This window comes from Mycobacterium sp. 852002-51971_SCH5477799-a, assembly GCF_001667145.1.
GTDB lineage: Bacteria > Actinomycetota > Actinomycetes > Mycobacteriales > Mycobacteriaceae > Mycobacterium.
The window spans coordinates 1-25563 of record NZ_LZIF01000073.1 but is presented as its reverse complement, the minus strand read 5'-3'; the positions used below and the strand labels follow the sequence as shown (position 1 = coordinate 25563).

Sequence of the window (25563 nt, the reverse complement as noted above, 5' to 3'; positions counted from 1 at the left end):
CGGGGAAATTTGCTGATGCGAGCGCAAACAGGTCAAAGCGGCCATCAGGTGGCGCCCCCGTAGGAATGTCGTCGACTCCCTCTTACCCGGCGCGTGGCCGAAGTGCATCGGCGACTTCTGCCAGAACTCTGAGCTTCAAGGCCGATCTCGCTTCATGCCAGATTAGTGAACCGCTTTGCGGCGTGATAACGGACGACCGTTAGTCGACCTCGCCAGTCAGCTCGAACTCAGCCAATGTGCGCGCGGCGAGCTCGCGTAAAGCGGACTTTGTGTTTGTCGCGCCCGGCTGGTAGGCCTCGATGGTGATGCCAATCTTGGCGCCGATGCGCCAAGACTGGAGCATCATTTGGCCGCCGGTTCGTTCGAGCAACTGGCGCGTTAAGCGTTGCCCACTCACTCGTATCAGATGCAGGCTGTTGAGGGTCGCGTCGATGATGGCATACTCGACCTCCGTCCTGGCCAGGGCGTATACCAAGAAGCCAAGGTCGCCCAGATTGGAACAAAACACCGGGTGATTCGGGTCGGCGCCCATCGCACTGCCAATCCGTTTCAGTACCCGCTGTGGCGCGAACGGGACTAACCAGAGGAGCTGCACTGACTCATCTGGTGTCTCCCGCAGAGTGTCCAGTGCCTGCTTGACCGCGGCGCGCACGTCGCCCAGATTCGTCGTCACCGGTGTCGGGTCGACGCTGAATTGAGCAAACGACACCGCGATCGCACGCGTGTCACTTTCTGTACGGGCGCTAATAGGGAGTTGGAGGGTGACAGCACCATCACCGACACGTCGGCGTCCCATGCGCTCGCCGAGTTTCGCACCGAATCCTGCTAGCAGCGTCCTACCCGTTCCGCCCAGAGCCTTCGCACGCGCATCCCATTCATCCGCATCAATGTGCATTGTGATAACCGGCATGACGACACTTTCATCGCCATCGCCATGGTCTACGGCGACTGGGCGCGGCTCCGTTGACGAGGCACCATCGTGCCGGCGACGACGGGCCAGTTTTGCCGCGACGCCCAGAGCGCGGCCAACTTCGCGCGCGTCCCGCGACGCTTCACGAACGTCCTGCGTCACAGCGCGTAGCCGAGTGCGTGAACCTGGCTGTGGATAGCCGAGGTCGAGCGTTTTGCCCAGGAGCGCATCAATTATCGTGACAGCCAGCCCGAAGCCGTCGATGAGATAGTGCGAAACCACCAAGCTGACCGCCGTTGAGCCGTCGGTGAGCGGGAGGACGCCGATATGCCAGCCCGGCCCCAATTCCGGATCAGTGGGCAACTGTGAGCGTTCATCGGCCCAGTCGCTGAGTTCAGCACGTGGCCGCGGGCAGTCAGCGATATCGATCTCCGACGCCACGTGACTGGACACCCACCGATATCGCCCGAACGACGAACGCTCGACGCGCCGCCCCAACAACCCATAGCCAAGAGCTTGGTTAAACCGTTTGACCCCATTGATGTCGATAGCCTGCTCATAAATGAACACGACTTGGATGATGACGTTGCGGCCGTTGGCGGTATGTTCCGCGAACATGGCGTGGTCCATGAATGCGAGCCGATTATTCGGCAGCGCATCACGTTTCGACGCGCGACGCTCGAAGGATGCTCGTAGGGGGCGGACCGGGCCAGGCACTGATCAGCCTCCAACGAGACTTGTCGAGTGGCCCGCCACATCCTTCAGGACGCGCACCTCGTCATGGAAACCAACGCCCTGGACGGCGTAGATGCTAATAGGGTCAATACAATCCATCAGATGAGATTAGCCGATCTGCTTTGAGCGCAAGGCTGTCCGCCGGCATGAATGTCCCCGAGCCAGCGTGGCTAACCCCCCGAGTGTTGCGGCCGCGTTTTGGTGGTAGACACTTCCACCTGCTTGCGGTGCGTTGGGCTGGCTGATCGGCGAACGCGGGTTTCCGGATGCTCATGCGAAACGTCCTGGACAGGAACAACCCTGCAACGGCCCAGGCCACGCAAAGGTTCAGGTTCCCCGTTGCTCGTTCTTTCCGCTGTTACACAGGGCAGTACTCCAAAGTGGCTGTGTTGCACGACATTATGGATTTCGGATCTGCACGTTCCCGCGCTGACACGGGTAATCCGAACCCTCTGGGAACCAATATCACGAGACCGTAGGGTGACCGCCGGCCACTTCAGGGCCAGAATGCTGCCGTACAGTGGCCGATCTCGTCGCCGCCAGCTGAGGCGCTGCTCGTGCCCGTCCGGCGTGGCCGGCAGCGAAACACGCGCTGGCTTTTTGACGTGGCCAGGTAGCCGACGAGGACGGTGCCCCATCCGCAGCGCGCGATAACGGCAATTAACGGGTGGCGTACAGTCGCGCGTCGATCGCCACACGCTAGACCACGGCCACTAACGAGTCGATCGGGTGAACGCCCCGTTGTGATGCCGCCGCCGCTTTCGCGAGGCCTGACACGATGCCTCCGGGCCATGCCGGGCGAGTGATTTAGAAAACGTCTCGTCTTCCTGCCGACGCCGCATCGGAGCATCGCGCGTGTCGTGCCACCTCCGCCGTTAACGTCGGCCAGCAATCGCGCCACTAAGGCGCCGCGCCGGGCCCTAGCGGTTCGCCGGATTGGGTCACGACTATAGTCGCATCAAGATGACTGGCACACGGTTCTGGATTCGGTTCGTACTTCGGTTCCTTCTCGATGTCTTCACCCACCCGGTAGCGTCGGCACCAATGTTTAGGCGGGGGATTGCTCAGCTGTGGCGCTATCCTTATCGCGGCCGACGCAGAATGCTTAGGGCGCTGGGACCAGATCTTGCTTCAATGACTCTGTGGCCGGCTATCGATACCGAGCTGCAAGGTGAGATGGCGGAGATATTCAATCGCACTCCGAGAATCCAGAAATTGGCGCACTACTTGCGGATTTATGAGTCATTAGTTGACCGAACTACGCCGATTCGGATGCTACAGGTCGGTAGCTTCCATGGAGGATCGCTGCAGATGTGGCAAGAATACCTTCACCCCAACTCACTTATCGTCGGTATTGATAATTATACAAAGCTTTTAAAAGTTGCTGACTCGGGAGACGTTCGCGTCCGGCTCATTGGTCAGGAAAATGGTTCTTTCCTTAGGAAAGTCGCCACGGAGTTCGGCCCGTTCGATATCGTTTTGGATGACGGTAGTCAGACTAGCTCTCATATGGCGGACTCATTCCGATGCCTGTTCGCGGATGCGTTGAGCAACGGGGGCGTTTACGTGATCGAAAACGTGGGTCGCGACTACTGGCGGCCCCACCGCGACAGCCGCCTTTCATTCATTGATTTCGTGAGGGCATTGATCGATGCGATGCACGGCCATTACCAGGTCACCTCCTGCGAAACAAACTTCCGGGTTGGTCACTCGGACCGCATCCAAGAGCTTGCCGTGCCTGCAATCACTCCGTTATTGGGTAGTATCGAGATACACGACTCCATGGTTATCGTGCGCCGTTCCAATCGGAATCCAGCGTGCAGCATCTACCGGCCCTGAGCGCCAGCAGGATACTGACAGGCCATATTGACGCACGTTCAACTGCTGCTGGCCTCGCGTATAGGTTTGGGCCATCCAGTTTCTTTGGAACCCATGCTGTCGACCTAATAATCGTTAACGGCTGCTAAATGAAAGTATTGAAAGCACCCAGACCATAGCGGCGACAATGAGTGTCATGGTTGATATACTCGAGGGGCCGCAAATTCAGAATGAGACTACAAATCGGATGACGGGGCCGCCGGCTCAACAACGCTTTGACTAAACGTCAAAAGGTATGCCTCAGCCTGCCAGTAAGTCGGGCTTTGCGGTTGCCGTGAATACGCGATGTTCGCTGCGATAGTCGAGTAATTCGAGATCTTGGTATCGGTAATTGAGCGCCGCTGCTGCGGATCATGCCGTCGCGCACGTGCTATTAGAGAGACCTCAGCGAGCTGATAGTGGTCCACATCGAGGCTTCCCGGTCGGCTGCCACGGCGACGGGGAATGCGCAGCAAAAGGGTGCAGCACAGCTACATCCATAATTTTGGCCGCATGGTGCGTAAACAGCCGACAAGCTAGTCGGATCGTCGCGCCCCGGCAAACGCGACTCGAGGGCAGTCGCGCCGCAGCGATCGCGGCATTCCGGCAGGGTGGCCAGTACACATTGACCACATCGATGGCCGAGGACCCCCAGCCGCCGGGCGCCGGACGCCGTCAGGGATTCTTAAATAAGGAAGTCTCGACCGTTCCAGAAGATTGCCGCCGAGCATGGGTTAGACTGCCAGCATGGCGAACGATTCGGTTCCCGAGACTTGCCTTGGCGCCGTTAACGGCGAAAGAACTCCCGTACGACCGAAAGAAAATTACAAGTGGCAGCAGTAGACACTCATAGGTTAGCTGAGCGAGGATTTGCGGGCGCAGCACCCACGATTCATAGGTTCTGCGTTACTCATAAAAAGCCCGTATTGCCCGAGAGTTGGTACGACGATTGCATCTCCCTTGGAGATTTTCAGCCTGATTCTGCTACCCACGTAAGACAGCTTGATCAGTTTTGGCATGATGCCAGACCTATTGCATATGGCGCCGCAGGATCGAATGTTTTGCCGGTTGCAATCGATAGATTCTGCAGCGCAGCTAAGCTTATCGAAATTTCTACCTATAGGAAAAGAATCCTTCCAATTTCATTGGGGATTGAGTGCCCGTTGTATCAACGGGCGTTGAGCCTCGAGAACTTTGAAAGGGAAGCCGAACTATCCGCATTCGTGCCTAGGGCTGACAATGAATTCCTGGTGGCACAACCTCTATATATCGAAGACTCGATAATCGGACAGTATGCGGCATGTCACCACCGCAAAGATTTACTTGATTATACATCATTAGCAATTGAGACCGGTGTGCTGGATCCAAATTCAGCATCCGAATTCTTGGCGACAAAGCACTTTATTCCCGGCGGCATTGAACTTGGGATTTACCCGAAGTCGTGGGCGGTGCAAACGTTGACAAAAATTGAAGTTGTGGGCAGGCAGTTTTTGGTTCGATATGGCAGTCGCATTAAAAAGTATGACGATTACCAGATAAGGGCGATCAGCTTTCTTTCTGAGAGGCTAGGCTCTTTCTTTTTGGTTCGTCATCTGATGGAAAAGTACTCAAATAACATTCCGGAGGGTATATTTGGGTATATGACCATCATAGCCGATGAAGAATCGAGTTACTTCGTCGGCGTAACTGACCCGTCGGGTTCCTAATCGAATTAATACGCACCTCGAACATAGGCGAGTCAAATGAAAGCTGTTATATTGGCCGGTGGCGCAGGCACTCGTCTCAGAGAGGAAACCGTCGTTCGCCCGAAACCGATGGTGGAGATAGGCGGGCGGCCAATCCTGTGGCACATCATGAAGCTCTACTCGCACCACGGCATCAATGACTTCGTGGTCTGCTGCGGCTACAAGGGCTACGTCATCAAGGAATATTTCGCCAATTATTTCCTGCACATGTCTGATGTGACTTTCGATATGTCGGTTAATAAGATGGAAGTGCATGTGCGCCACGCAGAACCTTGGCGGGTGACGCTGGTGGATACCGGTGAAAACACCATGACGGGCGGGCGCCTCAAGCGCGTGGCGGACTACATCAAGGACGATGACGCTTTCTGCTTCACCTACGGTGATGGGCTCAGCGACGTCAACATTAGCGCGAGCATCGAATTCCACTGCCAGCACCGGCGTCACGCCACGGTTACCGCAGTGCTTCCTCCGGGACGTTATGGAGCCATCGAGTGCGCAGGCGATCGGGTCACGCGCTTTGTTGAGAAACCACGTGGCGATGGCGGCCTCATCAATGGTGGTTTCTTCATCTTGACGCCGGGAGTGCTCGATTACATTGATGGCGACGAGACTACTTGGGAAGGCGCGCCGTTGCGTCGTCTCGCTGCCGACGGCGAAATGATGGCCTTCGAACATTCGGGCTTTTGGCAACCCATGGACACACTTCGAGACAGGAACCTGCTCGAAGAACTGTGGAGCAGCGGCGAAGCGCCGTGGAAATGCTGGCGTTGAACGCTTTGGGAATTGCTCATCACGAGCGTCGGATCAGCATCTCTGGCCAGAGGGGCTACGAAGGCCGATGGTTATACCCGTGGCTGGATGCGCTCGGTTTCGCGGGCTCGCAGAAACACCATCCGAACCAAGCCACCAGGGCTCATCACAGGTAGCCGAAGGATCACATCGATATCCATGATGAGGCATCAGCCCGCGAGAATCTTGAAAAAGCAATGGACCAGGCGGTCGACCCGTATCGCCAATGGCTCATATTCGGTGCATTGTCGAATGCCGATCAGCAGGGCTCTTACGACAGCGACGCAGTCAGACCAAACCTAAGGGCAACGACATGAAGATCCTTGACACTCCGATAGCTGACTTGAGTCTCGTGCAGTCCGTGCCCCACCGCGATCTTCGGGGCGCGTTTCTTCGCCTATTTTGCGCTCAAGAACTTCACCCCATCCTCAACCACCGCCAAATCGCACAGATCAATCACTCGAAGACCAGCAACGCCGGCGCGGTACGAGGCATGCATTTTCAACACGCACCGCATGCGGAAATGAAACTGGTCCGCTGCCTTCACGGACGAGTTTGGGACGTGGCGGTCGACGTGCGGGCAGGATCTCCTACGTTCCTTCAGTGGCACGCCGAGCAGCTCGCGCAAGACGACGCGAAGATGCTCGTGATCCCGGAAGGCTTCGCCCACGGCTTTCAGGCCCTAGAACCCGACAGCGAGATGTTATACCTGCACACGGCCTTCTACCATCCTCCTTCTGAGAGCGGCCTGCGATACGACGATCCGCGCCTCGGCATTCCGTGGCCCTTGCCGCCACAGGACCTTTCGCCTCGAGATCTCTCGCATCCGTTACTAGACGCAGATTTCACAGGAGTCGCGATATGAAATGCCGGCACTGCAGCGCGCCCGTGCAGCAGAGTTTTGTGGACCTCGGCTTTGCACCGCCCTCAAATGCCTATCTGCATGCTGAGGATCTGTCTGTTCCGGAGGTGCACTACCCCCTGCGGGTCAACGTGTGCGACCGGTGTTGGTTGGTGCAGACGGAGGATTATGCCCGCGCCGAGGACCTGTTCAGCAACGACTACGCATACTTCTCCAGCACCTCGAGCAGCTGGCTCGATCACGCGGCCGGCTATGTTCGCATGATCATCGATCGACTGCAATTGGGGCCCGAGAGCTTCGTGATCGAAGTGGCTTCCAACGATGGCTACCTATTGAAGAATTTTGTCGCAGCAGGCATTCCATGCCTGGGCATTGAGCCGACTGCGAGCACTGCCGCGGCGGCGGAGGCGCTGGGGATCGCGGTCAGGCGAGAATTCTTCGGCGCAGAGTTAGGGCGTCGACTGGCAAGTGGGGGGGAGGCGGCGGACTTGATTCTGGGCAACAATGTCTATGCCCACGTGCCCGACATCAACGACTTCACTGCTGGATTGGCTGCCGCGCTAAAGCCCGAGGGCGCGGTGACGCTGGAATTCCCTCATTTAATGCCGTTGGTCGAGCAGACGCAGTTCGACACCATCTACCATGAGCACTTTTCGTACTTTTCGCTCACGACTGTGGCGCACATCTTTGCCGAGGCGGGATTGCGGCTGTGGGACGTGGAGGAGTTGCCAACCCACGGGGGCAGCTTGCGAGTTTACGGCTGCCGTACTGAGGCAGCGATCGCGACTTCGATGCGCGTGCAATCGATGCTGACGCGAGAACAGCATTTTGGGGTGGCGCGGCGCGAGACCTATACCGAGTTTCAGAAGAGGGCTGACCGCGTGAAGGACGATCTTCTGGCCTTTCTCATCGAACAGAAGCGTGCCGGTCGGCGCGTGGCGGCCTACGGTGCCGCGGCGAAAGGTAACACCTTGTTGAACTACGCAGGTGTCAGGCCCGACTTGCTGCCCTACGTCTGTGATGCCGCGCTGTCCAAGCAGGGAAAGTTCATGCCAGGAAGCCACATTCCGATCCGCTCGCCTGAGGCGCTGCGCGAGAGTCCACCAGACTACGTGGTCATCTTGCCCTGGAATATTGCGGATGAGGTGCGAACCCAGTTGGCCGATCTCGGCCAAAGCGGAACTCGTTTCGTGACGGCCGTACCTGAATTGAGTGTGCTGTAAGCCCTGCGTCGCTTGCACCGACCGTCAATCGCCGCTTGCGGTGCTAGTCCACACGATTAGATCATTACAGCGGCACCCATCGTTGACTGGGCGACAGCTACTCGTTTCGGTTCGTGTCTAGCTATAGTTGGCGCGTTGATCGAAGACTGGCAAAAACCCGACGTCCCACCCGCCGCGAGCAGTGTGCTGTGCGCTTGAGCCGCGACTCAGCGGGCCTCCGTCGACTGCTTGTCGCGCGACTTCCGATTCGTAAAGCCTGATGGACGTCAGGTCCCCCTGCGCAGATACCCGTCAGGCGCCGCTGTGATTAACAGCTTGTGCTGGATGCTCTTATCGATTCCAAAATCCGGGTGCGCTTTGAGGTACTCCTGCACAGCGGTCTTCGGGCTGTTGCCGGGGCCCCATGGGCGGTCGAGAAACATGTCGGAGGGCATATCCTCCACGATGGTGTCGAAAACAACGCAGTAACTTCCCGCCGAGGTCAGCGACGCGTAAGTCTCCAGTTCGGCCACCACATGGTCGTGGGTGTGGTTGCTGTCTAGACAGACAAGAACTCGCTGGAATCCGGCTGCGATTTCGCGCACCTGCGCCACCACCTCGGGTGCGATGCTGGAGCCCTCGATCATCTGAATGCGTGAAGCCATCGGATGCGCCTCGATGGCCGCACGGTTGTGAGCGCGTATATCAATGTCTATACCCAGCACTTTGCGATTGGACTGGGCCGGGTCGAGTATGGCGTCGGCGTCGATCGCGTCAGCCAAATCGAGTAGCGCCAGCATGGACGCGCTGAAAATCAGCGATCCCCCATGGGCGATGCCGGTCTCGATGATCAGGTCAGGGCGGACGCGCCAGATCAACTCCTGCATTGCGACCAAGTCCTGGGGATACTGAATGACCGGTCGCGACATCCAAGTGAAGTTGTACGAATATTGCGATACCAGAGAGTTTTCCATGAACTGGGCGGCCTGCCCGTTGAGCCGGTGATCGCTGGACATAGCGTCGATCCGGTCTATTACTTCTGCTTCGAAATCACTCATGCTCTGCTCCAATCAAGTTGAATCGGTCTCTCGTTGTCTTGCGGACCCCGTATCCCCGAGGCCCTTTCGCTGGCACCGTCACGCCATCGCGAAAGTAGCGACGAGGACCTTAGGATTGTGGCCACGTGGGTGGGTCAAAGCCGGCGATCGAGCAGCCGTACCGGGGCGCCCTTCAACAATTATGCCTTGCCGCAACCAACTTCGACTAGCCCGTCAATGCCAAGGTGGCGGTCGCCGATTGTGGCGACTTGTCTCAGGTGACTCTTGAACAACGGGCTATGTGCCCGCTCATTCTGACCCGCGAGGTCAGTTGTCATCGATTCGTCAGGCCGACTTGTCGACGAGGCCGCTGATCTTGCCCTGAACCAGGCGAATGTCATCGCAGGGACTGGCGCGCGCCTCCTCGGCAGTGTCATACCTCCGGTTCTGGAGGATCGAAAGGTGACGTTAGTATCGTCGCCAGTCATTGCAAATCTGTCCGCACACCCACGAGCCGCGGGGGATCGAATCTATTCTCGGGCCTCGCCCCAAAACGCAGAAGTTCACGCCGGCCGTACTCGTCGGCAATACGTTCGGCGAGTTGTCGAACGGTCACCGCTTTTCCTGAGCAGACGTTCACCGCGCCTTCATGGTCCCCCACCGCGACGTCCGCGATCATTCGAGCAGCGTCTTTCACATCGAGAAAGTCACGAACCTGATCGCCTTGCGAGAGGAGGACTTCTTTCCCCGCCTCCAGTTGCTTGCGAATGTACGGCACAAGACGTCGCTCATCTTCGCCTTCCCCGTACAAGTAGAAAATCCGACACCAGGCAAAGCTGACACCTTTTGTGTCAAAGAAATTGCCGAGCACCTGAAACGCCGAGGCCTTACACGCCGCGTATAGCGTTTTGGGCGCCAACGACGTAGCGGTCGTCATTAGGCCCGCGGAAGCGTCGTACTCCGCGCACGTTCCTAAACCAACGAATCGCCTGCCCCCTACTGCCGAGAATACGGAGGCCAGGTTGATGGTGCCGGTGAGACACGTAAGGTTTAAAGGCGACGTAAGGTATTCACCTGGCGCCACATGCCAAGCCGCATGTATCAAGCTTTCCGACCCTTCGAGGAATTTTTCCAAACGGTCGTTGGCCGCTGTGAACAAGTCGGGTGTCTGCACCACCTTGACTTCTCCCCGTGCGGGAATATCTTCCAAACGGGACGGATCGCGAACAAGCACCTGCACCGAGCAGTCCCGCTCCAAGAGCTTCCGCAGAATTTGCCTTCCGACGAATCCCGTTGCCCCAGTCAGAGTAACGGTCATCGGAAGCTGAACTCCGACGAAATCCAGAGGAGGATCCGCCGGGAAGGGACGACGCTTGCGTCGACTCTCACCCTCTTCTCCAACGAAGCTCCTCATCGAGAAATCCGGCGGCCATCAGATCCTGCAGTCTGCTTAGTCGGATTCTGCTCGAAGACCTGAAACCTGGGCCAAGCCCGGGTATTTCAGCAAGGTTGGCTGCAAGCTCTTCGATAGCGTCTTCAAGCGTGACATTGGGCTGATGGTTTGGAGCAACTTGTCGCCACAGGGAAAAATCCACGCGATAACTCCGAGTGTCTGGACCGGCATCCGAATTGACGGAGACGGAAACGTTGCCTAGGACGGAGGCTACGGCATCAGCGAGGTCCCTGATGCGGAAGTTCCAGTCGCTGCGGCCTACGTTCGACACTAAATATGTTGCGAGTGACTGCCTGTCCGGGCTCAGGGCCCATTCGATGGCGAGCGCCATATCTCTGACGTGTATCAAGGGTCGCCAGGGCGAGCCATCCGAGAGGACGACTATGCGGCCCACTGTCATCGCTGAAGCAACAAAGTCATTGAGCACCAAGTCAAGTCGAACGCGAGGGCTCCATCCACAGGCCGTGGCGAAGCGCAGACTTGTAACGCGGAAGTTTGGCGCCGCCAGAGATTGAAGAGCAATTTCCGCTGCAACCTTGGACCGCGCGTACTCGGTTAGTGGATCAAGTTGACTTACCTCCGTACGGTCGTTATTTCCACGACCGTAGACACTGGCACTCGAGGCAAGCACAAACTCCTGGGTCCCCTGCTGGCGCGCTAGCGAGGCTAGCCGGACGGCCTCATGGTGATTGACTTGACGCGTCAAGCCTCCGAAGCGATCTCCCATGGGGTCATTCGAGATTGCCGCGAGGTACACGACGGACTCGTAACCCTCGATGTCCGCTGCCGTCAGGTCGCGAACGTCCTTGAACTGGAAGCTGTCGTACAGCAGCTCGGGCAGCGGCCCCGCTCCGTCACACTGATCTGCGAACCATCCAGCATCAATGCCGTGAATGGATATGCTCGGTGACGAGCATTTGAGTCTGCTGACCACCTCGGGCCCCACGTAGCCCGCGCCGCCAATGACGAGTATTCGCTTCACTTTGCACCCTAATTTCGAAAGATTTTACCGCCTGCATTAAACAAGACGCTGACGCGGATCTTTATGGCGGTACGACGCCGCCGCACCGGGCATGGTTTTCACTGGATCACGCAGCATGGTGCTGGTGGTCTGTGGTTTGCGGCATGCCCCTAAGTGTCGAAACCCTTGTTTTGCCATGTAGCAATCGAGCTATAGTTCGTCGGCGTCGAGAGCTTTCTTGAGTTCCTGCGCGTGCGCCACTTGCTGCGCGGTGTAGCCGATGAACAGCGCCACAATACCGACTAAGCCGACCAATCCGGCCAGCCACAGCATTCCGTAGCTGTAACCCCGGTCCAAAGCGTGCAACTGTGCTGGGTTCATGGACTTCACCGGCCCAGTGGTGCCGCCGAGTTGCAGCGCTCGCGACATGATGACAATTTGGGTTATGCCAAGTACGACCGGCGCGCCCAAGCTCTGCAGCATCATCGCGATCGCGGTTGTGGGCCCGATCCGGTCGACCCCGACGCTGGCGATCACGGATAGCGAGAGCGGGACGGTGACCATGCCTATACCGATAGCGGCGAGGACGAGCGCGACCAGCAGATTCGGGAAGTACGGGATACCGCGGTGGAGCGTCGAGCCGTAGAGCACCGCGACCAGCACCGGGATGCCGCCGACAATCACCACAACCCGCGGCGATAATCGCGTTACCAACCGCGATGAGACGACTGCGCCGACGGTCACAGCAATGGCGAACGGGATGAAGCCGACGCCTACGGCCAGACCGGTGTAGCCCATGATCGTCTGGGTGTACAAGGCGACCACTACGGTCAGAGCGAATAGCACTCCACCGGCAAGAAACAGCGCCGCGAACGTAGCCAGCCGGTTGCGGTCGGCGAACAAATCAAACGGCACAATGGGGTTCTCAGCGGTGCGCTCGACAACGACGAAAGCCACGAAACTAGCAAGTACTACCAAAGCCGAACCGAGCGTCGGGGCAGACGTCCAGCCCTTCCCTGGTGCCATCGAGAATCCGAAAACTGCGGCGGTACACATCAGGGTGGCCAGCACAGCTCCGGTGACATCGAGCTTCATGCGCTCCCTCTGCGTTTCCCGAAGCACCGTCCGGGCCAGGTATAGCACTAGTAGCCCGATGGGCACATTGACCAAAAACGCCAGCCGCCATGACACTTGGGTGAGCGCCCCGCCCACCGCCAGGCTTGACACCGCGCTGACACCGCCCATTACGCCCAACCCCGCCGTGGCGGCGTTGCGTGCCGGTCCCTTCGGGAAGGTGGTTGCCACCAAGGCAAAAGCGGTCGGCGAGGCGAACGCGCCGGCCACGCCCTGTAGACCCCGCGCCAACACGAGCGTGTTCCCATCCCTGGCTATGCCGCACACCGCCGAGGCGATGGTGAACAGCACGACACCGGTTAGAAATATGCGTTTGCGCCCGAAGGTGTCCCCCAGACGACCCCCCAGCAGTAACAGACCGCCAAAAGTCAGCACGTATGCGGTGATCACCCAGCTCAGCCCAGCGTCAGACAGGCCGAGATCGTTCTGGATCTTGGGGAGCGCTACGGTGGCGATGGCGCCATCCATCATAACCATCAGCTGCATGCCGCCAAGAGCGATAACCGCGGCGATAGTAAACCGGCGAGATGGCAACTCTGTCGGGAAGTCCTCGCTCATAGGGCCTCGCGTAGTCGGATTTACGGGTGTCGGCTTCGCCATAGCGGGCTACGCTAGCAGCACCTTAAGAGGCGTTTTCCGTGAACCGGTTAGTTGGGCAAAACTTCTGGTTCTCAGGGTGATGGCGCGGGGGTTGGGTTATGCTGCCGGGCTGGTGGACGGGGCGCCCGTTTCATTCACAACAGGGGCTCGACGGGTGAAAGGCGAAGATTTGCAGTGAAGTTTGTGCTGGCCAGCTACGGAACTCGTGGTGATGTCGAGCCGTGCGCTGTCATCGCCCATGAGCTGGTACGCCGCGGGCACGACGTACGCATTGCGGTTGCTCCCGATCTGGTGGGTTTCGTCGAGTCGGTCGGGCTTTGCGCCGTCGCGTGCGGACCGGAGGCGCGGACGTGGCAGGACCTGCACCGTGACTTCTTGACGCATCTATTCCGCAGGTTCTGGAAGGTCGAGGATCTGATCAGGTTGGGGCGCGAAGATTGGGAGCGGTTGACCCAGTGTTGGACGGAGATTAGCGCCACCCTAATGTCGCTGGCGGATGGGGCCGACTTGCTGCTTACGCTCGTGATTGGGGAGCAGTGTGCTGCCAATGTCGCCGAATATTACGGCATACCATTGGCCACCCTGCATCTGCATCCGATACGGCCCAACGGCCAGTCGGCTCCGGTTGTCCCGGCGCGGCTGATGCGCTCTGCAATGACGATGTTCGAGTGGCTGGATTGGTCCTTGACGAAGAAGCTTGAGGGCGCACAACGCCAAGGACTCGGCCTACCTAAGGCAACGGCGCCATCGGCGCGGCGGATCAGGCAGGGGGGATCGCTGGAAATCCAAGCCTATGACGAGGTTTGCTTTCCCGGGCTGGCAACCGAATGGGCGCAATGGAACGGCCAACGCCCCTTTGTTGGCGCGCTGACGATGGAGTTGCCCACAGATGCTGATCGTGAAGTCGCCTCGTGGATTGCTGCTGGAACACCCCCGATTTTCTTCGGATTTGGCAGCACGCTTGTCAAATCTCCCGCCGACACAATCGCCATGATCAGCGCGGCGTGCTCGCAGCTGGGCGAGCGTGCGCTAGTTTGCTCCGCCGAGAGCGACTTCAGCGATGCCGCCGAATCCGAGCACGTCAAAGTGATAAGCACAATGAATTACGCCGCCGCCTTCCCGGCTTGTCGCGCGGTCGTCCATCATGGCGGCGCGGGCACCACCGCAATAGGACTGCGCGCCGGAATTCCAACCTTGATCCTTCCGACTTTCCTCGATCAGACGATTTGGGGGACTCAGGTTAAGCGACTGAATGTTGGCACGGCTCGACGCTTTTCCAGCACTACCGAGGAATCGCTGATCGCCGACCTGCGCACCATTCTTGACGCTCAATACCTCGCTCGAGCCCGTGAATTCGCCAGTAGGATGACCAAACCCGCTGACAGCGTTGTAGCGGCCGCTAGTTGTATAGAGAATTTCGCCCGCTCACGGGGCCTGGTGTAACTGCGGACGGCGTGCCCTCGATCTCACTGCGCCGGCGGGCTTTAGCAGGACTATGGTGATCCCCGAATAGAGCGTGCTCGCTGCAGCCCGTGGAGCAGTCAATGAGGCTTGCTGCCGAGAAGTGCAGGCTACCGGACAAGAGCAATGCCATCCGGGTGCACCGGACTTGTGATGCAATTCATGGTCACCAGATCATCCGTGCCGTGCTGTATATGGCCGCTCGGTATATATCGATCGAGGTCGACGCTTACCACCTTGCCGATTCGAATTCGCCAGGATCTACCGGTGCAGGGGTTGGACGGCGTCAGCCGTGTCAAGCTGTGTCAGCATAACGAAGCAAGAAAACAGGTTCGCCGTGGATGGATGTCGATTCCGATGACGTCTTGATCGAAGGCGCCATAGGCGAAGTTGAACATGCAATGCACCAGCAGCGAGCCCAGCGTAGGTAAAAGCGCCGCCTGAACTCGTTGATTGCTCGGCCGCCCGCAGTCCGGTTCAGTGCCCCTCATCGAGTCAGTCATATTCCACTCCGATGAGCTTGAATCGATCTCTCGTCATCGTCCGAATCTCCTCCGTATAAATGGAGTTCATCACGTAGATGTCGGAACCCGGCGCGAGCTTCGCCATCCCCTCTTCTGGGGACATCACCGGGACTCCGGTGGCCGGCACAAATTTGTTCCACTTAGCCGGGTTGATGTCGATCAGGACATCCACCGGATTGCCGCAGCGTTCCCGCAGGAGCGAATAAATGACGCCTTTGGACGATGCACCCCATACGGCATGCACTCCTCCCACCCGGTCAGATGGGGCCAAGGTCGCCGTTGCCAGAAAATCTTCCGGAAAGTCCACACGATCCGCCACCGTCGACAAAGGTGGTCGCAAGGTGGCGAGGTCAGCAACAACATAGAGGCACTGGCCACCAAACAAATACCCGCTCTCCACCACCCGGCCGAACATCCGGGAAAAATCTTCAAGCCGGAAGTAGGTCACGTACTCGTAAAAAATGTTGTACCAAGCTCTTGCACGCAGGATTCGCTCGAAAGACTCAACCTCGATGTAAATCAGGCCGCCGTCATTGGCGTCGCGCAGGCCTTCAAGGAAACCGACAGGGTTCTGAACATGAGGGAGCACACCTCGCAATACAATTCCCCCTCTGGCCGACACCGTCACACCGTCACCAAAGTAGCGACGCTCTACAGCGGGGTTATTGCCATCATAGGTGGTATCGAAGCCGGTGATTGAACAGCCGCGCGACTGCAGCAACTCAAGAAAATAGGCTTTGCCGCAACCCACCTCAACCAATCCATCCGTGCCCAAGTTGCGCTCGACGATAGAGGCGACTTCTTCCAGGTGACGCTTGTATACGGGACTGTGCGCCTGCTCGTTCTCGTAGGCAGCGTCGTAGGTCATCAATTCTTGCCGGAAGGCCGCGTTGTAGACGAGGCCGCTAATATCATCCTGGACCAAACGAATATCGCCCCGGGGACAAGCGCGCGCCTCCTCGGCAGATTCGTACATGCGGTTCTGAAAGATCGGAAAATCCGACTGCTCATAAAGCTGTGCCACGCCGCTCATCGCATGCCCTTCCAAAAGCTGACGACCCCCGGAGATTGAAGGGGTTCCGGACCAATAAAATACGCATCAAAATGCGTCGACCACGCACCGCCGCCGTGTTCGGTGGACGGAGTAAGGTGCCAGCTGCGGCGGGAGCAGCTGCCCCTTCCTTACCATGCTTTATAAGAATTGGGAGAACTGTGTAGCTTGCGTTATGCACTGTAAAGCTCTCGGATAACCTGCGCGACTCGGTGCTGCTCCGCTTCGGAGATGTCATGAAAACTGGGGATGTTGATCGCTCGGTTGGAGATATCGCTGGCCCACCGTCCTTTAGACCGCCCTTCAAACGGCGGCGTTGCAGATAGGGGGTGAAAGAAAATCCGTGCGTCAATGTTTTCAGCCTCAAAGGCTGCCATGATACGCTTACGTGTTAGTCCTGACGACTCCTCGAAAGCAATGGTCGGCATCCAGAATCCATTTGTGCTTCCGGCCGGCTCATAATTCATAGACAATCCCGACAAATCCATCAACATGCCGCGGTAGTAATCGAATATTTCCCGCTTCCGTGCGACCAGATGATCGATACGCTCCATCTGTGCGCAACCAATAGCCGCCTGAATATTTGACATCTTGTACTTAAAGCCGACCGTATTTGGCCAGAACTGCTCGGTCTGACTACTTGCGCGGCCATGATTGCTCAGGGTTAGCACCTTTTCGTATAAGTCGTCGTCATCGGTTACGAACATTCCGCCCTCACCAGTGGTGACCGTTTTGGTGCCGTGAAACGAAAACGTTCCGAAGCGTCCTATGGAGCCGGCGTGCTTCCCCTGGTAAATCGAGCCAATGGCTTCCGCCGCGTCCTCGATTATCGGGATGCCGTGCTTTCGCCCTACCGCTAAGAGGCGGCCCATTTCGCAGAGATTGCCATACAAGTGCACCGCGACGATGGCTTTGGTACGTGGGGTAATGGCAGCTTCGGCCAGTGACGGGTCGATGCACCAACTCTCGGGCAAAATGTCGACAAAGACAGGTTTGGCTCCTAGGTGAACGATTGGCGCTGCTGTGGCGATCCAGTTGGTATCAGCCAGGATGACCTCGTCGCCGGGGCCGATTCCAAGGGCGGCCATACCCATGTGCAGTGCGCCGGTGCAACTCGACGTGGCGATTGTGTGCGTGATCTCTAGGTATGCCTTAAAAGAATTCTCGAACTGCTCGATGTACTCGTAGCAACGTGAGCCCCATCCGTTCGCCGCAGCATCGGTGGCGTAGGCCACCTCGAGCTCGGTGATCGAGGGTCTGGTGTAAGGGATCCGGGGCTTCCCAGCAAGCTCTTGTCCATCCCGCATGGTGCGTTCAACGGGTCTCGGGAACGTCATAGCGAGCCAGGCTAACAGCAAGCTCAGAAAAGTTAGCTAGAACCGAGTTAGTGTGTGAGCAAAGCTTTTGGTTTCCAAGGGTGTTAACGCGGCTGTGGAGTCGGGCGGCAGGGCTGGTGGACGGGGCGCCCGCTTCATTCGCAGCAGGGGCTCGACGGGTGAAAGGCGAAGATCTGCAGTGAAGTTTGTGCTGGCCAGCCGTGCAACTGGTGGTGGTGTCGAGCCGTGCGCTGTCATCTCATTTATTCCCCCAGGTTCTGGAAGGTCGAGGATCTGCTCAGGTTGGGGCGCGAAGACTGGGAGTTATTTGACCCCGTGCTGGAAAGCCACTAGCGGCACTCTAATGTCACTGGTAGACGGGTATATCAATCTTCCGCGAGCGCGCGGTCTGCCAGCGAGCCCATCACCGGTGACAACAGCCGAGCATATTCGGCCGTTAGATGATCTTTATCAAAGTACACGAGGGTGTTGCCTACGATCACCGGGCAACGGTCAGCGGTGCAGAAGAGCTCGGTGATGTCTGCGTATTGTCCGTCGCCAGCTTTGGTGGCGGCGGACTCATCCGCGATACCGGACTCGCTTACCGCCGTTGACCTTTGGGGCGAGCAGGCCATCGCGTCATCGAGGTGGCCGGACAAACAGATCGGCACCACTGAATGCGGATTCGGAATTGGCCCGAGCACCAGTACCTTCGCGCCGCTGCCGCGCAGCTCTTGAACCAGGTGGGTGAGGGCACCGATCCACGCCGGATCGTAGGAAGTGAAACCTGGCAGGTAGAAGTCGTCGCCACCGTACTGGCGGTACATGCTCACCACGGCCAGCCGCGGGTGCTCGGCGCGCAACTGGGTGATCATCTGAGCGTGCCATTGCTCACACACGCCTGATGCCAGCCGGCGGATGGGATTGCTGACGGGCATGCTCATGGGTGGACAGCCCGCCTTGCCTAGAAGTTCCAGCCTCCAGTGGCGCTGGGCAGCCATCTGCTGGAAAGCCGGTACCAACATAGCGGCATGGGAGTCGCCGATCAGGGCCACCGTCGTCGTTGACGAAGTGTCGCCCATCGCGCACTCAGACTGTCTTAATTCCCAGAAGTTGGGCACACACCCGTTCAGGAACAATTTTTTCAGCTCGGCCGCCGCGTCTGCAAGCGGCGGGGCTAAGTTCGACGGTACAGCCCTTAGCTCGGCGGATGCCGCGACGGCGGTCCGAACTTGTTGGAATGCGTATTCCACCGCCGAGTCGTACGGCGAACTATTGTGCCCAGCGGGCGGAGGCGCTGCGGTGACGGTCAGCGCCGGAGCTGGCGCACCGCGTCCAACCGGCGCAGGCACCGACGCCAGCAGCGCGACGCTCACGCCGACCGCCACCGCGGTGGCCGCACCACCGAGTGCAAGGCTGCCGATGGGAGACCGGCGCAGCGGAGCAGCGAGTCGCAGCGGATTCTCAATGAGATGCAATGTCAGAGCCGCGAGTCCGCCGGAGACGAGGACTGCTGCGAGCTTGGCGGCGAGGCCCAGCGGATGACCAAACAAGGGCGGCAGGAGCAACAACACTGGCCAGTGCCACAAATACCACGAGTACGACAGTCGGCCGACGGCTCTCATCGGGGGCAAGGATAAGGCGTGGCCGCATCCCCGTGAGGATGCGGCACAGCCAGCGCCGATCACCAGCGCCGTGCCGAGCACTGGCATCAGTGCGGCGCCACCAGGGTAGGGGGTAGTGATGCCCAATAGGGTGCAGGCCAGCAGGATGAGCGCCAACCCTCCCCATCCCGCCATCGCAGCAAACAGTGCCGGCAGTCGGCGCCAATGATCAGCCGTAAGGGCCACGAGGCCGCCGACAGCCAACTCCCATGCCCGCGTCGGCAGTGAAAAGAACGCCACTGAAGGCAACCAGTAAGTGAGAATTAGCGATTGCCCAAAAGACACGACCGCGACCAGCGCAAGGACCACCAGGTACGGCATTTTCGACGAGGTTGCATGGTCACTGCTGCGTCGGCGGCGTACACGCCGGATAAGCCAAGTCGTGGCGATAATTACGGCTGGCCAGATCAGGTAGAACTGTTCTTCTAGTCCCAAAGACCAGTAATGCTGGAACGGTGATGGCGGCAATGTCGAGGCGAGGTAGTTGACGCCTTGCAGAAGAAACTGGTAGTTGCCTACGTAAAGGGCGCTGGCGATGCCATCAGCCATGACGGCTTTGGCCTGCAACGAGGGTAGCAGGACGGCTGAGGCGATCGCGGTGATGACGCCTACTGTGGCGGAGGCCGGCAGTAATCGGCGGGCCCGTGCCCCGTAGAAGCGGCGGAGCCCCACGGTGCCGGAAGTGCTCACCTCGCGCCACAGTAGTCCGGTTATCAGGAAGCCTGAGATGACGAAGAATACGTCCACGCCGACGAACCCCCCACGGACACCAGGCATGTCGGCGTGAAAGAGGACAACGGCCGACACCGCGACGGCGCGTAGGCCCTCGATGTCGGGGCGAAATTGTCTTTGTGGCGGGCGTCGGCCCTGCACCTCTTCGATACGGCTGGCCTCGACAGCTTGGTGCAAAGCCACCCCCTAGTATCAACCCCTCTTCGAGTAGAGGCATTGTTACACCGCTAAGCACCGAAGAAGTCGATTACGACAGATTTCGACACACACCGCGACTTCGAAGGTATTTTCATCGGCAACCCGACAAGCGATAGAAGAGCCACGGCAGCGCACGCGGCGTGGCTTCTGAGAGACCGCCGCCATGCTTCTGACCCTCGTCTTCACAGCAGTGGCAAGGCGGCCGGAAAGTTGCCCCAAAAAGTTCGGTATTGCCCCCCTTCCGCCACACTTCCAGAATTTCAGTCGACGGCGCGGGTACCAGGGTTATGCTGCCGGGCGGCGGAACTAGCGGCCCGGGTGGCCGCAGCTATCGTTTCCGCGGTACAAGTCGACGAGTGAAAGGGCCGAGATCCGCGATGAGGATTGTGGTCTCATGCTATGGAACGCGCGGCGACGTCGAGCCGTGCGCGGCCATCGCGCGGGAGTTGGTGCGCCGTGGGCATGACGTGCGCATCGCCGTCCCTCCCGATCTTGTTGAGTTTGCCAATTCCGCTGGGCTCGCGGCGATCCCCCACGGTGTGGAATCGCGCACCATGCTGGTTGGATACCGCCGTTTTTGGATGTCTTTGTTCGGCAACTTCTGGAACATCCGAGCGCTGCGCAAGTCCTGGGGTGAACTTTACGACGTCTGTGCCCGGTCTTGGGGAGACATGAGTGCGACGCTGATGACGCTGGCGGAGGGGGCTGACGTTTTATTTACCGGCCTGGCCTTTGAGCGGACTGCGGCCAACGTCGCGGAGTATTATGACCTTCCATTGGCCACCCTGCATTACGTCCCCGCGCGTCCCAACAGTCAGCTGCTGTCTTCCCTGCCTGGTTGGTTGGCGCGATCAGCAATGAGCGGATTCGAGTGGCTGGACTGGCTGATTGAGAAGAAAGTCGAGGATGCGCAGCGCGCTGAACTGGGACTGTCCAAGGCCACTGGGCCCGCGCCGCGACGGTTTGCGAAACGCGGCACGCTGGAAATTCAGGCCTACGACGAATTCTGCTTTGCTGGGCTGAAGACCGAATGGGCGAAGTCTAGTGGGCGACGGCCCTTTGTCGGTGCGCCGACAATGGAGTTGCCCACGGAGGCCGACGAAGAGGTGCTCTCGTGGATTGCGGCGGGGAGAGCGCCGATCTTTTTTGGATTCGGCAGTATGCCGGTCGATTCCCCAGCCGAGACGTTTACCATGATCAGCGAGGCCTCCGCGCAGTTGGGTGAGCGGGCGTTGGTTTGTGCCGGCTGGAGTGACTTCAGCGATATCTCCCAGCTCGAACATGTCAAAGTCGTGGAAGCCGTCAACCTAGCGGCTGTCTTTCCGCTCTGTCGGGCGCTGGTGCACCACGGTGGCGTGGGCACAACAACCATCGGCATGCGCGCCGGGGTTCCGACCTTGATCCTTTCGATGGATACCCCTCAAATGATTTGGGGAGCCGCTGTCAAACGCCTACAGGTGGGCACCACGCGTCGCTTCACGAGCACGACCAAAGAGTCGCTAGTCGCCGACCTGCGCACGATCCTTGATCCAAAGTACTGCGCTCAGGCCCGCGAGATCGCCACCCAGATGGCCAAACCCGCCGAAAGTGCTGCGGCTGCAGCCGATCTCTTGGAAGACCTCGCACGCGCCCGGTGTGTTGGCTGATTGGTTGAGCCTGTCCGCCTGTCTTCCAAAACGACTCATATCGCATTGTCAGTCGTCCGCTCGATCAGACCTGGATTATTCGTCGGAAGGCAATCCCTTGAATGCGTCCCGAATGTACGACCGCCAGGTTGGCAGCTACGATCTCCAGAGCCCCACGTCGACGGGGATCTCCGGCCCGACGGTCACCATGCGGGTCGGCTGGCGCGCTGACTAGCGTGCGGCGCGTCATTGGACGGCTGGATACCCCTGGCGTGAGGATCGGTGCTTTGTCCAGTTCGCGCTGTCGCTCAGCCGCGCTTGAGAGCGATTGCAAAAAGCGTTGCTAGACATGGACGCTCATATCGCAGCGTGCATAACGTTGGGCTCCGTTGAAGCGGAGCGGAAGTTCAGAGTCGGAAGCAGCCGGCAGGCCGCAGTGAGAGTGCATAGAAAGGACACCGGGCTTCACGAAACGTTTTGGCGGGACGACGTGTATTCGCCGCAAATGACCAAGAGGTGAGCCAGCGTGGTGCTCCGTTACCGCACAGTTGCTGTCGGATGGCTTCCGCGACGGAGCTATCGAAAGCATCTAATAAATGACCGTTGTGACGAAGCCTTTTCCGCTTCATCGCCCGACGCCTCCGGAGACCGAACTTCATCGGGGGCGCGGGACGCCGCTCTGGCTTGGTGTGTCCAGAGTCACCCTAGGTCCAAGCAGCGATTTTCCTCAATCACCGGACAGGGTCTACCGGCTCCACTACCGTTTAGGTCGTGTTACACACGTCGACTAGAGGGGTATGAAGAATCGGTGAGCGTCAATCCGTTCGACGACGAAAGCGGCCGCTTTCTCGTCTTGGTTAACGACGAGGAGCAGCACAGCTTGTGGCCGACCTTCGCTGACGTTCCGGCTGGCTGGCGGGTGGTGTACGGCGAAGCCGACCGCGCCGCGTGCCTGGAGTACATCGACCAGAACTGGACCGACATACGGCCGAAGAGTCTGCGCGAGAGGCTGGCGGCGGCCCGCGCTTCTGACCAGTAGAACGTGTGTTTTGGGGGAGTGGTATGAGACTTCATGACCGTTCACTTCCGCTAACGCGGGGGCAGCTGGATATTTGGCTTGCCGAAGAAACAGGTGAGTTTGCTGCCCGGTGGCAGCTGGGCGTGTTTGTGCGCATTGCGGGCCCAATTGACCACGATTTGTTCGAATCGGCGATTCGTCAAGTGGTTCGGGAAGCCGAACCACTGCGTGCCGCCTTTTTCGAGGATGACGGCACGATCATTCAAACTGTGGTCGACGACCCGCACGTTGAACTTGTTCGTTATGACCTGACTGAATCGCACGATCCCGAGCAGGACGCTTACCGGCTGGCCTCATCGATTCAGCGAACGGCAATGCCGCTCAGTGGCCCGCTATTTAAATTCGCTTTGTTGCAGACGCGAACAGATGAGTTTTATTTTTTTGTGTGCTGCCATCACATTGTTACCGACGGAATCGGCCTTGCTCTCGTTCTCCATCGGATAGCAACCACTTATAGTGCCATCGCCTACGGCGACAAGATCCCGGATAATTACTTTGGGTCGCTGCAGGATCTGATCGAGTGTGAGCTGGAATACGAACAATCCAGCGACTACCTCGACGATCAGGAATATTGGGCCAGGAACCTCCCTCCGCAGAGCGAAGCGCGCTATCAGAGTGCGGCGAACGGGAATGATGGCGAGGAATCGTCTGCTCCCGTGCAGTTGGACTCGGACGCTGTCGCTGGCATCGACAAGCTCGCGAAGACGTTGGGCATGCGCCGATCGTCGGTGATCACCGCCGCGTGCGCGCTGCTCGTCGGCGGGGGCGATGTCGAGAGTTCGGAAGTCGTCTTCGATTTCCCGGTAAGCAGGCGCGTGCGGCCCGAGTCGAAGCTGGTGCCGGGGATGATCTCCGGGGTGGTGCCCCTGGTCTTGAAGGCTGCACCGGATTCGACGGTGGCCGACTTCTGCGAACATGTCGACACCCGGATTCGAGAACTGTTGCAGCATCAGCGATTCCCGGTCCACGCGCTCGAAAATGCGGCTGGATCTCGTGGGTCCGGGCACCGTTCGAATCGGGTAGCGGTCAACTTCATCCCAACCACACATCTGGCTGATCTGGCCGGCTCCGCTGTTACGGCGACCCTGACCCACGACGGCCTCGGAGACCAGTTCAGGCTGGTCTTTTTCCGGGACGAGGATCAGCTTTTTCTCAGCACTCCGGGTACCGGGCAACTGCTTCCGAATTGCGATCTGCGTGAGTTGGCGAAGCGGCTGGAACGTGTGCTGGTGGGGATGGCTGCTGATCCGGTGCGACGGGTGTCGTCGATGGATTTGCTGGATGAAGCTGAGCACGCTCGGTTGGATGAGTGGTCTAACCAGGGGGTGTTGACCCAGGCGGCGGGCTCGGGGGTGTCGATACCGGTGTCGTTTGCCGCGCAGGTGGCGCGGGCCCCGGAGGCGGCGGCGGTGAGTTTCGCCGGCCGGTCGATGACGTATCGCGAGCTTGACGAGGCGTCGAATCGGTTGGCGCACTTGTTGGTTGGCCTGGGCGCGGGTCCCGGTGAGCGGGTGGCGTTGCTGTTCTCCCGTTCGGTCGAGGCGGTTGTGTCGATTCTGGCGGTGCTCAAGACCGGGGCGGCGTATGTGCCGATTGATCCGGCGGTGCCGGCCGCGCGAGTGGAGTTCGTGCTCGGTGATGCTGCCCCGTTGGTGGCGGTGTGTGCTACCGAGTTGGCGGATCGCTTGGATGGGTTTGACCTGGTGGTGGTCGGATTCGATGATCCGCGCATTAGTGGGCAGCCGGTTACGGGGTTGCCGGCGCACTCGGCTGATGATGTGGCGTATTTGATCTACACCTCGGGTACGACGGGTGTGCCTAAAGGCGTGGCGATTTCTCACCGCAGTGTGACGGGGTTATTGGAGGCTGCGGGCGAGCGTCTTGAGCTGTCGGGGCAGGTGTGGTCGCAGTGGCATTCATTGGCGTTCGACGTCTCGGTGTGGGAGACGTGGGGTGCGCTGCTGCATGGTGGGCGGTTGGTGGTGGTGCCGGAGACGGTGGCTCGCTCGCCGGAGGACTTCCACGCGTTGCTGGTTGCTGAGCGGGTCAGCGTGTTGAGTCAGACGCCGTCGGCGTTTTATGCGTTGCAGGCGGTTGACGAGGTCCACCCAGACCAGGGCCAGCAGCTGGAGTTGCAGGCTGTGGTGTTTGCCGGGGAAGCGCTGGAGCCGCAGCGGCTCGCGACCTGGCTAGACAATCACCCCATCAGGCCGCGGTTGATCAATATGTACGGCACGACCGAGACGACGGTGCACGCGTCGTTCAGGGAGATCGTGCGCGGCGATGTCAAGGCAAATGCCAGTCCGGTCGGGGTACCGCTGGCGCATCTGGGATTTTTTGTCTTGGACGGCTGGTTGCGACCGGTCTCGGTCGGTGTCGTCGGCGAGTTGTATGTGGCCGGTTCGGGCGTGGGGTATGGCTACGTGGGCCGCGCGGGTTTGACGGCGTCGCGGTTTGTGGCGTGCCCGTTCGGTGGAACCGGGGCGCGGCTGTATCGCACCGGGGACGTGGTGTGCTGGGGTGCTGACGGGCAGCTGCAGTACTTCGGGCGTGCTGATGAGCAGGTCAAGATCCGTGGGTATCGCATCGAGTTGGGTGAGGTTCAAGCGGCGTTGGCCGCGCTCGATGG

Annotated in this window: 18 protein-coding genes; 9 read left to right on the top strand and 9 right to left on the bottom strand. The window is 59.2% G+C overall.

Features of this window, described 5'->3' with window-relative positions; translation table 11 throughout:
* Positions 1 to 199: 199 nt before the first annotated feature.
* Positions 200 to 1627: a hypothetical protein gene (locus A5753_RS07865; protein ID WP_067125436.1), complete on the bottom strand. Its 1428-nt coding sequence runs from the start codon at positions 1625 to 1627 to the stop codon at positions 200 to 202.
* Between the two features lie 1152 nt (positions 1628 to 2779).
* On the opposite strand from A5753_RS07865, the gene A5753_RS07860 reads away from it, so the two are divergent.
* From A5753_RS07860 to A5753_RS07840, 5 genes are all read left to right on the top strand, one after another.
* The gene (locus A5753_RS07860) at positions 2780 to 3484 is read left to right on the top strand and encodes a class I SAM-dependent methyltransferase (RefSeq protein ID WP_156656005.1); all 705 of its coding nucleotides are present in this window, start codon (positions 2780 to 2782) and stop codon (positions 3482 to 3484) included.
* Between the two features lie 848 nt (positions 3485 to 4332).
* Positions 4333 to 5208, top strand: coding sequence for a hypothetical protein (locus tag A5753_RS24265; RefSeq protein WP_156656004.1), 876 nt, complete (start codon positions 4333 to 4335; stop codon positions 5206 to 5208).
* Positions 5209 to 5244: 36 nt separating this feature from the next.
* Positions 5245 to 6018 carry a glucose-1-phosphate cytidylyltransferase gene (gene rfbF, locus A5753_RS07850; protein ID WP_067125426.1) on the top strand — a complete coding sequence of 258 codons (774 nt, stop codon included), beginning with the start codon at positions 5245 to 5247 and terminating at the stop codon, positions 6016 to 6018.
* 331 nt (positions 6019 to 6349) lie between these two features.
* Positions 6350 to 6901, top strand: coding sequence for a dTDP-4-dehydrorhamnose 3,5-epimerase family protein (locus tag A5753_RS07845; protein WP_067125423.1), 552 nt, complete (start codon positions 6350 to 6352; stop codon positions 6899 to 6901).
* The gene (locus A5753_RS07840) at positions 6898 to 8121 is read left to right on the top strand and encodes a class I SAM-dependent methyltransferase (protein ID WP_067125420.1); all 1224 of its coding nucleotides are present in this window, start codon (positions 6898 to 6900) and stop codon (positions 8119 to 8121) included. The genes A5753_RS07845 and A5753_RS07840 overlap by 4 nt, the downstream gene beginning before the upstream one ends.
* A gap of 266 nt (positions 8122 to 8387) precedes the next feature.
* Here A5753_RS07840 and A5753_RS07835 read toward each other — a convergent pair whose 3' ends face one another.
* From A5753_RS07835 to A5753_RS07820, 4 genes are all read right to left on the bottom strand, one after another.
* A complete protein-coding gene (locus tag A5753_RS07835; RefSeq protein ID WP_067125417.1) occupies positions 8388 to 9158 on the bottom strand; it encodes a cephalosporin hydroxylase family protein in 771 nt (256 codons plus the stop codon).
* Positions 9159 to 9621: 463 nt separating this feature from the next.
* Positions 9622 to 10455: an NAD(P)-dependent oxidoreductase gene (locus A5753_RS07830; RefSeq protein WP_067125414.1), complete on the bottom strand. Its 834-nt coding sequence runs from the start codon at positions 10453 to 10455 to the stop codon at positions 9622 to 9624.
* 67 nt (positions 10456 to 10522) lie between these two features.
* Positions 10523 to 11572, bottom strand: coding sequence for an NAD(P)-dependent oxidoreductase (locus tag A5753_RS07825; RefSeq protein ID WP_067125411.1), 1050 nt, complete (start codon positions 11570 to 11572; stop codon positions 10523 to 10525).
* 189 nt (positions 11573 to 11761) lie between these two features.
* Positions 11762 to 13285 (bottom strand): MFS transporter, encoded by a 1524-nt coding sequence (locus tag A5753_RS07820; RefSeq protein ID WP_067125409.1) that lies wholly within the window; start codon positions 13283 to 13285, stop codon positions 11762 to 11764.
* A 174-nt stretch (positions 13286 to 13459) separates the two neighbouring features.
* Between A5753_RS07820 and A5753_RS07815 the strand changes: the two genes are divergently transcribed.
* The gene (locus A5753_RS07815; RefSeq protein WP_067125406.1) at positions 13460 to 14728 is read left to right on the top strand and encodes a glycosyltransferase; all 1269 of its coding nucleotides are present in this window, start codon (positions 13460 to 13462) and stop codon (positions 14726 to 14728) included.
* Positions 14729 to 15051: 323 nt separating this feature from the next.
* On the opposite strand, the gene A5753_RS24260 is transcribed toward A5753_RS07815, so the two are convergent.
* The 4 genes from A5753_RS24260 to A5753_RS07800 form a co-directional block, all read right to left on the bottom strand.
* Complete coding sequence (locus A5753_RS24260) at positions 15052 to 15249, bottom strand: hypothetical protein (protein ID WP_156656003.1); 198 nt, start codon at positions 15247 to 15249, stop codon at positions 15052 to 15054.
* Entirely contained in the window at positions 15242 to 16303 is a 1062-nt protein-coding gene (locus tag A5753_RS07810) for a class I SAM-dependent methyltransferase (protein WP_067125403.1), read from the bottom strand. The genes A5753_RS24260 and A5753_RS07810 overlap by 8 nt, the downstream gene beginning before the upstream one ends.
* A 191-nt stretch (positions 16304 to 16494) precedes the next feature.
* Positions 16495 to 17658 (bottom strand): DegT/DnrJ/EryC1/StrS aminotransferase family protein, encoded by a 1164-nt coding sequence (locus A5753_RS07805; protein ID WP_231990036.1) that lies wholly within the window; start codon positions 17656 to 17658, stop codon positions 16495 to 16497.
* A 365-nt stretch (positions 17659 to 18023) separates the two neighbouring features.
* Positions 18024 to 20216, bottom strand: coding sequence for an acyltransferase family protein (locus A5753_RS07800; RefSeq protein ID WP_067125397.1), 2193 nt, complete (start codon positions 20214 to 20216; stop codon positions 18024 to 18026).
* Positions 20217 to 20608: 392 nt separating this feature from the next.
* Between A5753_RS07800 and A5753_RS07795 the strand changes: the two genes are divergently transcribed.
* From A5753_RS07795 to A5753_RS07780, 3 genes are all read left to right on the top strand, one after another.
* Positions 20609 to 21877, top strand: coding sequence for a glycosyltransferase (locus A5753_RS07795; protein ID WP_067125394.1), 1269 nt, complete (start codon positions 20609 to 20611; stop codon positions 21875 to 21877).
* 787 nt (positions 21878 to 22664) lie between these two features.
* On the top strand, positions 22665 to 22895 hold the full coding sequence (locus A5753_RS07790; protein ID WP_067125391.1) for an MbtH family protein: 231 nt from the start codon (positions 22665 to 22667) through the stop codon (positions 22893 to 22895).
* A gap of 23 nt (positions 22896 to 22918) precedes the next feature.
* The coding region (locus A5753_RS07780; protein ID WP_156656001.1) for an amino acid adenylation domain-containing protein at positions 22919 to 25563 on the top strand (2645 nt) is incomplete at its 3' end.